The sequence below is a fragment of the Chryseobacterium takakiae genome (genome assembly GCF_900129385.1).
GTDB lineage: Bacteria > Bacteroidota > Bacteroidia > Flavobacteriales > Weeksellaceae > Chryseobacterium > Chryseobacterium takakiae.
In genome coordinates this window covers 166493-178820 of sequence record NZ_FQVO01000007.1, presented here as the reverse complement: position 1 = coordinate 178820, position 12328 = coordinate 166493, and the positions used below count along the sequence as shown (strand labels likewise).

Annotated in this window: 13 protein-coding genes; 6 read left to right on the top strand and 7 right to left on the bottom strand. The window is 37.2% G+C overall.

Annotation, left to right across the window (positions count from 1 at the left end; all coding sequences use genetic code 11):
- Positions 1-164: 164 nt before the first annotated feature.
- Positions 165-320 carry a hypothetical protein gene (locus tag BUA76_RS19250; RefSeq protein WP_178337330.1) on the top strand — a complete coding sequence of 52 codons (156 nt, stop codon included), beginning with the start codon at positions 165-167 and terminating at the stop codon, positions 318-320.
- Positions 321-553: 233 nt separating this feature from the next.
- On the opposite strand, the gene BUA76_RS10900 is transcribed toward BUA76_RS19250, so the two are convergent.
- From BUA76_RS10900 to BUA76_RS10890, 3 genes are read right to left on the bottom strand one after another with little or no spacing between them, the layout of a single operon-like run.
- On the bottom strand, positions 554-1657 hold the full coding sequence (locus BUA76_RS10900) for an HlyD family secretion protein (RefSeq protein ID WP_072884829.1): 1104 nt from the start codon (positions 1655-1657) through the stop codon (positions 554-556).
- A gap of 19 nt (positions 1658-1676) precedes the next feature.
- The gene (locus BUA76_RS10895; RefSeq protein ID WP_072884828.1) at positions 1677-2990 is read right to left on the bottom strand and encodes a TolC family protein; all 1314 of its coding nucleotides are present in this window, start codon (positions 2988-2990) and stop codon (positions 1677-1679) included.
- A complete protein-coding gene (locus BUA76_RS10890) occupies positions 2974-3600 on the bottom strand; it encodes a TetR/AcrR family transcriptional regulator (protein WP_072884827.1) in 627 nt (208 codons plus the stop codon). The genes BUA76_RS10895 and BUA76_RS10890 overlap by 17 nt, the downstream gene beginning before the upstream one ends.
- Positions 3601-3754: 154 nt before the next feature.
- Here BUA76_RS10890 and BUA76_RS10885 point away from each other — a divergent pair, with 154 nt between their 5' ends.
- Positions 3755-3979: a hypothetical protein gene (locus tag BUA76_RS10885; RefSeq protein WP_072884826.1), complete on the top strand. Its 225-nt coding sequence runs from the start codon at positions 3755-3757 to the stop codon at positions 3977-3979.
- A gap of 34 nt (positions 3980-4013) precedes the next feature.
- Here the strand turns inward: BUA76_RS10885 and BUA76_RS10880 are convergent, their stop codons facing one another.
- Positions 4014-5132 (bottom strand): DNA polymerase III subunit, encoded by a 1119-nt coding sequence (locus BUA76_RS10880; protein ID WP_072884825.1) that lies wholly within the window; start codon positions 5130-5132, stop codon positions 4014-4016.
- A gap of 253 nt (positions 5133-5385) precedes the next feature.
- Here BUA76_RS10880 and BUA76_RS10875 point away from each other — a divergent pair, with 253 nt between their 5' ends.
- From BUA76_RS10875 to BUA76_RS10865, 3 genes are read left to right on the top strand one after another with little or no spacing between them, the layout of a single operon-like run.
- Entirely contained in the window at positions 5386-6684 is a 1299-nt protein-coding gene (locus tag BUA76_RS10875; RefSeq protein ID WP_072884824.1) for a hypothetical protein, read from the top strand.
- Position 6685: 1 nt separating this feature from the next.
- On the top strand, positions 6686-7279 hold the full coding sequence (lptC, locus tag BUA76_RS10870) for an LPS export ABC transporter periplasmic protein LptC (RefSeq protein WP_072884823.1): 594 nt from the start codon (positions 6686-6688) through the stop codon (positions 7277-7279).
- A gap of 4 nt (positions 7280-7283) precedes the next feature.
- Positions 7284-8327, top strand: a complete 1044-nt coding sequence (locus BUA76_RS10865; protein ID WP_072884822.1) for an anhydro-N-acetylmuramic acid kinase — start codon at positions 7284-7286, stop codon at positions 8325-8327.
- A gap of 26 nt (positions 8328-8353) precedes the next feature.
- Here the strand turns inward: BUA76_RS10865 and BUA76_RS10860 are convergent, their stop codons facing one another.
- Positions 8354-8743, bottom strand: a complete 390-nt coding sequence (locus tag BUA76_RS10860) for a hypothetical protein (RefSeq protein ID WP_029296880.1) — start codon at positions 8741-8743, stop codon at positions 8354-8356.
- A gap of 39 nt (positions 8744-8782) precedes the next feature.
- On the opposite strand from BUA76_RS10860, the gene BUA76_RS10855 reads away from it, so the two are divergent.
- Complete coding sequence (locus BUA76_RS10855; RefSeq protein WP_072884821.1) at positions 8783-9394, top strand: NUDIX hydrolase; 612 nt, start codon at positions 8783-8785, stop codon at positions 9392-9394.
- Here BUA76_RS10855 and BUA76_RS10850 read toward each other — a convergent pair.
- Together BUA76_RS10850 and gldJ are read right to left on the bottom strand one after the other, a co-directional pair.
- The gene (locus BUA76_RS10850; RefSeq protein WP_072884820.1) at positions 9387-10658 is read right to left on the bottom strand and encodes a UDP-N-acetylmuramoyl-tripeptide--D-alanyl-D-alanine ligase; all 1272 of its coding nucleotides are present in this window, start codon (positions 10656-10658) and stop codon (positions 9387-9389) included. The genes BUA76_RS10855 and BUA76_RS10850 overlap by 8 nt on opposite strands.
- A 64-nt stretch (positions 10659-10722) precedes the next feature.
- The gene (gene gldJ / locus BUA76_RS10845; protein WP_072884819.1) at positions 10723-12318 is read right to left on the bottom strand and encodes a gliding motility lipoprotein GldJ; all 1596 of its coding nucleotides are present in this window, start codon (positions 12316-12318) and stop codon (positions 10723-10725) included.
- Positions 12319-12328 lie beyond the last annotated feature (10 nt).

The window sequence follows — 12328 nt, the reverse complement described above, 5'->3', positions numbered from 1 at the left end:
TAAAAATTAAGAGATTATGAGATTCAGAAACTATTTGATAGCAGAACAAGTTTTAACGAACTAACTTTATTCTTTATTTAATTAATTTCCGGCTTAATGAATGGATTTTCATCCTTCATTGACCGTCATTCTGAATCCCAAAAAATCTTAATTTAAAAAGTGAATTGTCAATAGTCCTCTTCAGTGTTGTCAGCTGTACAGCTTCATTTCAGCATTACATTTTGATCTTCATCTCCATAAGCTACAACTTCATCACCAGCCTGATCTACATTTCCACATGGTGGCTGACTTTCATCCGCAAATCCTCTTCTGCATTCTGATCAGCATCTTCATTTCTTCTTCATCGCCGACTGCCTCCGCATCTATTGACAATTCTCTTATATTATTTTTAAAAGTGAATTGCCAATTGTCTGTCACCATTATCGCCTTCGCCTTCATTTCTGTACCATCAACTGATCACCTCCGCAACTTCTTTCTTCATGATGATCAGCAGCATCTTCATATCTTCTGCATTAATGGCTGCCTCTGCAATTATTGACAATCCACTTTATATTTATTTCAGTGAAACTTCTGCTTTTACGTTCATTCCTGTTCTTAATCTTTTGGCAACCTCTTTATCAAGATTTACAAAATCGATCTTTACAGGAAGTCTCTGCACTACTTTTACGAAGTTACCGCTTGCATTATCCGGAGGAAGGATAGAGAACGTAGCACCGGTTGCGGGAGAGAAAGAGCTTACAACCCCATCAAATTCCCTGTCCGGGAAAGCATCGATTTCAATTTTTACTTTCTGTCCTTCTACCATTTTATCCACCTGTGTTTCTTTGAAGTTGGCCACTACCCATTTCTGGTCATTTTTAACCAAAGCAAACAGCTGTGAACCAGCCTGTAAATACTGCCCTGCCTGGATAGGAACTTTTCCAACATATCCGTCTTCGGGAGCAACAATTACCGTGTAAGAAAGGTTTAATCTTGCATTTTCAACATCCACTTCTCTCTGTTTGGCAACAGAACCTGCCACGCTGATCTGCTGGGAGCTTGCTGCCGTCTGGGAAGAAGCGATATTGGTTTGCTGTGCAATCTGGTTTCTCTGATCAATGAGTACTTGTAACTGTTTGTCGGCAGTTTGTTTTGCTGCCAAAGCCTGCTCATATTGCTGTTCTGTAATAGAATGATCTTTTACAAGATTGGCATATCTTTTTAGATCCTGGGTAGTTTTCCATACGTTTACTTTTGCAGCTTCAATCTGTGCATTGGCTGTAGTAACCGCGGCTTGAGAAGAGCCAATATTTTTAGAGGTGGCTGTAGTGGATGCCTGCGCATTTGAAATATTACTCTTTGCCGTAGCCAAAGCTGCTTCTGCCTGTTCAAGCGCCATTTTCTGATCCCTGCTGTCTAAAACAACCAGCGTATCTCCTTTTTTTACAAACTGATTATCTTTTACTTTTACTTCCGTTACATACCCTGAAATTTTTGAAATAACAGGAGCCATATTGGAAGCGATCTGTGCGTCATCTGTTTCTTCGTGTACCTGGCCGTAAGAATAGGTTCTGTACCCGTAGATTCCGCCGCCAATTAAAACAACTGCTAAGATTATAGGGAAAACTAAACTTTTTTTCTTTTTAGTTTCAGTTACTTGTGTAGTATTATTTTCCATTTTCGGTATCGCTCTTAATTTATTTTGTTGTTAAAGTTCCTGTAGTTTGTAATAGTTTTCTGTATGCCAGTGCCGCATCTGCTTTTGCATTGATCACCCCTACATTGGCTGCTATCTGGGCTGCATCCGCATCGAGAAGCTCGGTCATCGTGGCAAGGCCGTTGTCGTATTTATTTTTTGTAATTCTGTAGTTTTCGTTGGCCTGTTCAGCAGATTTTTCGAATACCGCAATTCTTTTTTTGGAATAATCCGTATTCTGGTATTCTCTGTTGACGTCTAATTTAATATTGTCATTCAATAATTCATTGGTTGCCGAAAGCTGCATTTCTCTTGCTTTTGACTGTTTGAGTGAAGAGTTTTCCTTCCAGAGATTTGATAAGTTGTAGGAAATTCCTACTCCTACGTTTACTGCATTATAAATCGTTAGAAACTTAGGAATATCTGCTGCGACATATCCCCCTGTAAAAGCAATGGAAGGAAGATTTTCCGCTTTCGCGGCTTTTGTTCCCAATGCTGCTGCCTGTCTCTGCTTGTTGAGCGACTGCAGGTCTTTGCGGTTTTCTCTTGCCGTATTGATATAATAATCTACTGTTTTTATATCCTCTCCTTCTTCAATATAGTTTTCATCCACTTCAATTTCCGTTGTTTCCGGAATGCCGAGCAAAAGATCCATATTGATATTGGCGATATTGTAATTATTCTTAGCTTCCAGCAATTGCAGTTCTATATTCGAAGTCTGAAGATTGGCTTTTAACCTGTCGTTTCTGGCGATAAGTCCGTTGTTTTCCATTTTAAGGAATGTTTCGTCTCTCTTTTGGGAAGCGGAAAGATTTTCTTCAAGTACTTTGATCGACTGGTTTGCTTTAAACAAGTTATTATAAGCCTGTGCCACATTGTAGGCTATGGCCACCTTATCGTTTTCGGTGTTTAATTTTGATGCTTCTACCAGATATTTTGCAGATTCGATGCCGTATTTTATTCTTCCGCCGCTGTAGATGGGAACGCTGAGGTTTGCAGATCCGTAAGCTACCTGATGTACTTCAGGGCCGCTATCTCCCGAAACTCCCGGAAGTTTGATGTTGATATTAGGCTTTAGCGGAAGATACATATAGCTTCCGGAAACTTTCAGTTCCGGCAGCTGCCTGTTTTTGGCTTCCAGAAGATCTGCTGTTGCTTCTTCAATTTTTGCTGCATCAATCTTCAGATTTTTGCTGTTCTGAATACCCAACTGCACAGCTTCATCAAGAGTAAGCATTCTTTTTTCCTGTGCATTTGCATTGGCAACACCTATGAATAATGCCAGTGCAATAACTGAGTTATTTATTTTCTTCATACCCTAGAAGGTCTTTTAATAAGTATTTTATATGTGTATTAAGCTCTGTGTAATAGGTGTCATCAAAAATTTCCTCTTCATCCGTGTTGTTCAGGAATTCTTTGTACATTTCTTTTGCATTGGATGCATAAAACAAAGTTCCGCTCACGGTGGAATGGAGAAGATAGATCGGCGGATTTTTAGTGAAGATGCCTTTCTTCAGTCCGCTTTCCAATATTTTTGAATACATGGAAATAAATCCCATTTTTGTCTGTTTCAGGAATTCCACAATATGAGGATTCTGTGTATGCAGCTGTTCTCTCTGCATGATGCGGTAAAAACATTTCTGATGTCTTACTTTTCCTGCAAACTGATCTACAATTTTTTCTATCTTCTCCCAATCATTAATATCTGTTCTTTCAAGGATATCTTTTGAAAAAAATTGTCCTTCACTCATTCTGTATTCCACCAGCTTCTCGTACAACTTTTCTTTCGACCCGAAATAATAAGAGATCATTGAAATATTTACATTGGCTGCTTTGGCAATCTCCCTTGTAGAAGTACCTTCAAAGCCTTTTTCAGCAAAAAGCTTCTCGGCAGCAAACAGTATATTTTCTTCTTTTGAAATCATTCTTATGTTCTGATTTTGACGATGCAAATGTACGACCGTTTTCGAATAAATCAAACGATTGATTGATTTTTATGTTAAATTTAATTTATTTTTAATATTGGTTAAATCTTAATTGGCTGAATTTCTTATATTTGAATCTTAAAAAAAATTCAAGATGAAAAAAATGATTTCAATTTTAGCTTTACTAAGCGTATTCACTTTACATTTTGCACAGGAAAAAGAAGGATGCTGTGCAGGAAAAGATAAAAAGCATTGTTCTGCAGCAGACAAGAAAGCCAATGCCGAATATCACAAAGGATGTGAAAAAAAGGAATCAACGGCACAAAACAACGCCAAAGCGAAAAGTACTAAAGAAAAAAAAACAAAGAAAACTGCTTAAAAGTAAAATTAAATCCGACCAAACGGTCGGATTTTTATGCGTTTTTATGAATATATCTTGATAATTTTATTCCCAGATCGGTCCATACAATTTTTGGATTTCCGTTTCTGGTGAGATGAAGATCGGCTGTGCTGATTTCTTCAAGAATGCTTTCGATATTGGCTCCGCTGATGAATTTTGAAAACCCAAGCCAATTGAATCCATTGGCATCAATTTTTTTGTACACCAGATCTTCCGACTGATAATTCTGCAAAAGAGCCAGCCTGAAAATTTCTGAACAATAATTAAGGAAATTTTTCTGTTTTTCACGGTTCCATCCTGCTATTTCTCTTGCCCAGAAAATAATACTTTTGAGAAATTCCGGTTTTTTCTTAACCATAAAAGCGTCTCTTACCCACTGAATAAAAAGCTTTTCAAACTCATCGCTTTTATTGCCGGATTGCATCAGCTTCAGCGCATCATTAAGATCTCCCTGCGCCTGATGGATAATCTCTCCTATCTTGTCCTGGGGAATATTGAAATTCTTTTTAAGATAGGTTTCAAGATCTTCATCACTGATTCTCGGAACTTCAACAATTTGAGTTCTCGAAAGAATGGTCGGAAGAATATCATTAGTAGTTTCTGCGGTGAGAATAATTACGGTCTTTGCAGGAGGCTCTTCTAAAAACTTCAGGAATTTATTGGCTGCGGCAATATTCATTTTATCGGCTCTCCAAACGATAAGAATTTTGGTTCCTCCTTCAAAGCTTTTTAACGAAAATTTCTGGTTCTGATCATCGACTTCGTCGGCAGATATAAAAAGCTGCTTGTTCTCAGATTCGAGGAAAGCGGTCCAGTCGTCATAGCTTGAATAGGGGGAACTGATAATCATTTCGCGGAACTCATCAAATTTATTTTTGCTTAAAGAATTCCTGTTATCGGTGAAAACCGGAAAGCTGAAATGAAGATCAAGATGATTGAGATGCTCTACTTTTGAAGCCGCATGTTCGTTTTCGCTGCTTAAAATTTCTTTGGCATAAGCCAGAGCCATCGGCAAAGTTCCATATCCTTCTTTTCCTACGAAAAGCTGGGCGTGGCTCACTCTGTTTTCGGCAATACTTTCTCTCAGAAGTTTTTTCAGATTTTCCTGTCCGGCAATGTTCTCCCAATTCATGGCTCAAAGATAAAGAAAATTGTAATTTGTAGAATGTGAATTTTACTCTGTAAGTCAATTTTGCGTTGCAAATCAATTCTGAATTTTTATCAAGTATATAAAATAATGTACAAAAATTCACAGATAACCGGATTCACAATTGGCAATTCATCATAATTATCTCTATTAATCGTCCTTAACAAACTTTAACCTCTTATAATTTTTACAATTCATTAATATTTAAGATATTTGCGCATTGTTTTAAAAATAAAGAATGAAAAAAATCTTTGTACTATCATTAATATCAGTCGGATACTTCCTAAATGCGCAGAATCTGAGTAATTCACCATATGCGACTTACGGAATCGGTGATATTAAATATGATAATACGATCGAAACGACCTCAATGGGAGGTATATCTACCGCTTTTATCAGCGATTTTACCAGTAATTTTAACTTTGCAAACCCTGCAAACAATGCTAATTTCGAGCTTACAAGTATCAAACTGGAAGCTACCAACGAAAACAATTACTTTAAAACAGATTATAACAATACGAAGTCTACCAAACATTCAACGTATTTATCCAATATTTCCCTGGCTTTTCCATTATCTCCGAAATTGAAGATGGGTCTTTCTTACCAGCCGTACAGTTCTAAAAGCTATGAAATTGTTCATATCGATGACATTACAGACGAAAACGGTGTAGTATACGATAAAAGGGGCAATAGATTCAAAGGAAGCGGAACATTAAATACCGCTCAGATTGCATTAGGCTATAAAGTCAATGATAAATTTGCAGTAGGAGCCAGAGCCAATTACTATTTTGGTAACCTTTATGATCTGAATGAGCTTACTTATGCCAGTGCAGAGCTTATTAACGGCTATGAAACCAAAAACAGCATCAAAAATTTCAACTTTACGCTGGGAGCAAGCTACCAGAATTTGAATACGAGTACCGACAGAAAACTTACGATTGGTGCAACCACTACTTTTGGTAATACAAGTAACATGACTACTGATTATGTAAACAGTACATACTTCTATTCTGATGCCGGCCAAACTGTAAAAGCTAATGAAAGTATTATTGAGAAAAGAAGTACGGACTCTAAAAATCTTATGCCGTTACAAGCCTCTTTAGGGGTAGGATACGGAGAAGAGAACAAATGGTTCTTATCTGTTCAGGGAGATTATAAAAAGGGAGAAAGCATTGCTTATTTCGGACAGTCCCTGGATCTTCAGGATTCTTACAGAATTTCTGCCGGAGGCTGGTATTTGCCTAATTATAATAACTTCAGAAGTTATTTTTCCAGAATTGTTTACCGTTACGGAGCTTTTTATGAAAAAGGAAGCTTACAGATTGCGGGACAAAACATCAATAAATTCGGGGTTTCGGGAGGGGTTCTCCTTCCATTCAAAAACAGCAGCATAACCAGAATGAGCGGTCTTGAGCTGGGTCTTGAAGTCGGAAAAAGAGGCACCCTTAAAAATAACCTCATCAACCAAAACTACATTAACCTGAGAGTTGGTTTCAATTTTGCAGATAAGTGGTTCAGAAAGACGCTTTACAACTAAAATGAAGTTCTTGGGAAACATATCATATAAAAAAAATATAGCATACCTTTTTAGTTGTGCTATATTTTTTATGGTAACATCCTGTGAGGAAGATTTTACCAATAACAAAGGCAAAAACAATAAAAATTTTGCTTCACAGATTATCAATAACGCCAATATTATTCAGCGGGATTCAGGTTTTGTAACGATGCGTGCCAAAGCTCCCATTATTGAAAAATATGAGCTTATCGACAGTCCTTATACCGTAGCAAGAAAAGGAGTGAATATTCTTTTTTTCGATAAAAAAAAGCCTAAAACACCCGGAACGATCAAAGCGAAATACGCGAAGTTCTATGATTACAAACAATTTTACGAAGCGCGAGGCGATGTAAGAATTACCACGAATGAAAATGAGAGATTCGCCATGCAATCTGTTTTCTGGGATCAGAGAAAGAAAAGAATCTATACAAAAGATACGGTTTATGTAACGATGAAAGACGGGTCTACACTGATCGGGGCACACGGAATGACCGCTAAAGATGACTTTTCCGAATACGTCTTTTACCAGAATTCGGGAGATTTTACTACCGACAAACTATCTGAAAAACAAAAATAACCTTATGACTTTTCATGCGATAGGACTCATGTCCGGAACGAGTTTAGATGGTCTGGATATTTGTTTTGTAAAATTTGAAAAAGCTCCTCTCTGGAGTTTCCAAATTATAAAGGCTGAAACGGTTTCTTATTCTGAAAATCTTTACAATGACTTAAAGCATGCAATAGATCTTTCCGCAGAACAACTGCTGGAATTGCACTCTGCATACGGATTTTTTTTAGGACAAACCGTAAAAAGCTTTATTGAAAGGTATGAGCTTAAAAACATAGATCTTATCGCTTCTCACGGCCATACGGTTTATCATCAGCCCCAGAAGAAATTTACGTTTCAAATCGGTGATGGCCGTGCTATCAGGCTGAAAACTGGTATTCCTGTTGTTTATGATTTCCGGAGCCAGGATGTTTTAATGGGTGGTAACGGAGCTCCATTGGTGCCAATTGGTGACGAGCTTCTTTTTTCTGAATATCAGGCATGCCTAAACCTCGGAGGTTTTTCGAATATTTCATTACAGTCTGAAGGCAGAAGAATTGCTTTTGATATTGCTCCGGTAAATATTGTTCTCAATAAACTGGCTCAAGATTTAGGTAAAAATTTCGATGAAAACGGGAATTTTGCCAAAAAAGGAATCATTCACGAAGGTCTTCTTTCCTCATTAAATTCATTAGAATTTTATCATCAATCCCATCCCAAATCTTTAGGCATTGAATGGTGTAACGAAAATATATTCCCACTGCTCCAAAAGGTGGAAAGCCTTGATGCTCTGGCAACCATGACGGAACATGCAGCGCACCAGATTGCTGAGGTGATTAATAAAAACCGTCTGAAAAATGTACTTATAACAGGCGGCGGAACTTACAATAACCATTTAGTTGAAAAAATCCGAGATAAAACAAAGGCTGAAATTATAATTCCAGGCAAAGAAATCATTGATTATAAAGAAGCTCTTATCTTTGCTTTGATGGGAGTTTTAAAGTTGAATAATGAAGTTAATGTACTTGCTTCTGCTACGGGAAGTGCTGCTGATCATTGTTCGGGAATTATTGCATAAAAAAACCTCCGTTTGCGGAGGTATTATTATTTATAAGCTTCAATCTTATCAGTAAGAGTGTTGATAAAATTCTGGAGAGGTTTTTCCACCATCATTTTGATAAACGGATTAAACTTTCCTTCAAACAACATCTGTACTTCGGTCTGGTTTTCATTAAGAGGATGCAAAGCCGCAGTCAGTGAAAAATCCAGATTGGAACTTGCAGACTTCAAAACCGCCTTTTCATCGGTCACTTCATCTATTTTAAGGGCAATTTCCGGCATGCCCTGCAGCCCGAATTTAAATCCGTCTTCTCTCGTTTCAAACTTCTGTAAACCATCCGGCATAAAATCTTTATAATTTTCAGGAGATTTAAGTATTTCTACCAGGTCTTTAGATGATTTATTCACAATAATCTTTCGTCCTTCTAAATTCATTTTTTATTTTTGTATTAAATTCTTAATTCTTACAAATATATGTATAAAGTTTTTGTGAACGAAAAAAAATTACTGTTGTCTAAGCAATCTGAAAACTTAGAAAAAACGCTTGGATACGAAAACGTCACAAGCCTGGAGATCGCGCTCGATCTTCTTGAAAATACATCTGTAAAGGAATTAAATATCTTTGGTGAAAATATTGATGAGATCTGGTCTGAATTTCAAAAACTCTTCAGGATTATAGAAGCTGCGGGCGGTATCGTGAGTAAGCCGAATGGAGATATTCTTTTCATCAAAAGACTTGGAAAATGGGACCTTCCGAAAGGAAAAATGGAAAAGGGAGAATCCCGTGAAGAATCTGCCGTAAGAGAAATTGAAGAAGAAACCGGATTGCAGAATGTGGAACTGCTAAGCTTTATCAACACCACATACCATATTTACATTGAAAGAAACGGCGATAAAGTATTAAAATGCACGCATTGGTTTGAAATGAACTTTGATGGCCAGGATACTTCAAAACCACAGATTGAAGAAGGTATCACGGAAGTTGCCTGGAAAAATACCCTTCAGATTAGAGAGGAAGTTTTCCCAAGCACATTTAAAAATATCAGGCTTATTATCAGAGAATTCTGGAATACAAAGATTAAATAAACTCTAATACTTTCTCCAGTGCGATACCTCTTGAGCCTTTTAGCAAAATATTTCTTGAAGATATTGGATTTATTTTAATATATTCTGTTAAAGATGAAGTGTCTTCGAAGCTTAGTGATGAATGATAGACCGTTCTGAAGATTTTTCCTACCGTAATGATTTCATCAAATCCAAGATCCATGGCAAGTTTCAAGATCGCCAGGTGTTCTCTTTCACTTTCACCCCCCAGTTCCAGCATATCGCCGATGATGACTGTTTTTGAGCCTTCAAAAGTAATAAAGTTTTTAAGGGAAGCTGCCATCGAACTCGGATTGGCGTTGTAAGTATCCAAAACCAGTGTTTTATTTCCTTTTTCAACGATCTGAGAACGCATATTGGTAGGCATATAATGTTCAATCGCATAAATGATTTTATCAAAGTCAATTCCGAAATAAAGTCCCAAACTTGCCGCAGCACACAAATTGGTAAAATTATATTCTCCCGTAAGTTTTGAAACAGCTTTTTGGTTTTTATAGATTAAGCCTACAAAATTTTGCTCTGAAAACAATTCAAACTGATAATCTGATTCCCTACTTCCGAAAGTGATTTTTCTTGAGTATTCTTTTGTTTTCTCAATCTGCACAGGATCATTATCATTTATAAGAATTGTTTTGCCATTATTTTTAAGATAATCGTATAATTCAGATTTTCCTTTAATTACCCCTTCAACTCCACCGAATCCTTCCAGATGTGCCTTTCCGAAATTGGTGATATATCCGAAGTCAGGCATTGAGATTGTACAAAGAAACTCAATTTCTTTCTGATGATTGGCTCCCATTTCTACTACTGCCATTTCATGTTCAGATGTAATCGAAAGAATGGTTAAAGGAACTCCGATATGATTGTTTAAATTTCCACGCGTATATTGAACATTAAACTTTTCGGAAAGTACAGCATGAATAATTTCCTTTGTTGTTGTTTTTCCATTGCTGCCCGTTAATCCGATAATAGGAATCTGAAGTTTTTTTCTGTGGTATCTTGCAAGTTCCTGTAGAAAAGCTAATGTTGAAGGCACATAAAAGATTTTCTTTTCAGGGTTTTCATACTCCTGCTGTTCTACAATAACAGCCAATGCCCCTTTGTCTACGGCTTGTTCAGCTAATACGGCTGCATTGAAATTTTCTCCTGAAAAGGCAAAGAAAATATCATTTTTTTCAATTTTTCTGCTGTCGATAACAACATTTGCAGCTTGTAAAAACAAAGGGTAAAACTGTTCTGTATTCATGCTTCAAAAATAAAAAACCTTCCAGAATTCCGGAAGGTTTTTTTGAAAATTATTTTGATAAATATTATCTTCTTGTTCTACTCTTGTCGTTTGCTCTTGCATCCTGAGCCACACGGAATCCAATCCATCCGTATGCTTTGTTTTGGTTTTTATATCTTCTTTGTCCCGGATCCAGCCAGTACGCTGTATCCTGCCAAGAACCACCTTTTACTACTCTGATATCGTTAGAAATTTCAGAAGTTCTTTCTTTTCTGTCTTTCTGTAATACGACTCTACCGTTCCCATCTACAATAAACCTTGATTTAGGAGAGTTGTACATATCGTATGTTGAAGCAGAATCAGAAGCATTTCTATAGTCTAAAGAAGACATTCTGTCTCCATCTCTGTAATTTCTGTAATCAGCAATGGTTTCTCTTTCAAATTGTCCCGGAAGACTTCTGTAAACTAATCTGCCGTCTGCCAATGTATCATATTTGATTCCGGTTTCATCTACCATTTTGTATGTACCGTCTCCGTTTCTTACAATAGCTTGAGGCATATTTCCTCTGTAATAGTTGAAATCGCTGAAATCTTCATCAATGATTGGTCTGTATACATCTGCCGTCCATTCTGCAACGTTTCCGTACATACCATAAATACCTAAATCATTTGAAGGGAATTGTCTAACATCAGAAGTCTGTGCCGATCCGTCGTTCTTCCAACCTGCGATACCGGAGTAATCACCAGCACCCATTTTGAAGTTTTCAAGGAACATTCCTCTTTCTCTTCCTTTAGTCCCTCTTAATTTTTCGATTTGAGGTGTTTTACCCATATATTGGTTATACTCTCTGTTTTTAGCTAAACCTAAAGCTGCATATTCCCATTCTACTTCTGTAGGAAGTCTGAATTTTGTTACCATTGCAGCGTTCGGAGCTCTGTTGGCAGCAAGCAATCTTTGGTTTGTTGTTTTCAAACCTGTTTTCTGCTGCATTCTTTTTTCGTTGATGTATCCCTGCATTTCAGGATCATTCGACTTGAATTTATCCATATTGAATGCAGTTCCGCCCTGGTTGTTGGATTCGTTGATATACAAATCTTTTGCGATAATACCTGCCTGCATCAAAGCTTTTTCGTTCGCTCTGTCTGACAACCATTCGCAATATCTGTTTGCCTGAGTCCAAGATACACCCACTACAGGATAGTAATCGAACTCCGGAGAACGGAAATACGTCTCGTTGTAATCATTTCTAGATAATTTGTTGTCCCACAATAAGGTATCCGGTAAAGCACCGTTGTAGATTTCCTTAAAGCTTGGATCGCTTGGAGGGAATACATACTTCAACCATGTAAGGTATTCGCGGTATTCGTAGTTAGTAATTTCAGTTTCCCCGATAAAGAAAGAGCTTACCTGCATTCTGCGCGGTGAGTTATTCCAATCGTGCATAACATCATCTTTCACTAATCCCATTGTAAAAGTTCCACCTTCTACATATACCATTCCCGGCCAACCCTTTTGTTTTTGTTGCTTTCCTGCAAAAAACCAACCTTGTTTCTCGTTTGGTTTCCAACCTGTTTTGCTGACAAATTTTTTAGTACCGCCGCCATTATTAGATCCTCCGCAACTGGTTAATGCAAGTGTAGAACTTAATGCTATTAATGAAAACAACTTTAGTTTTTTCATAGTCGATATA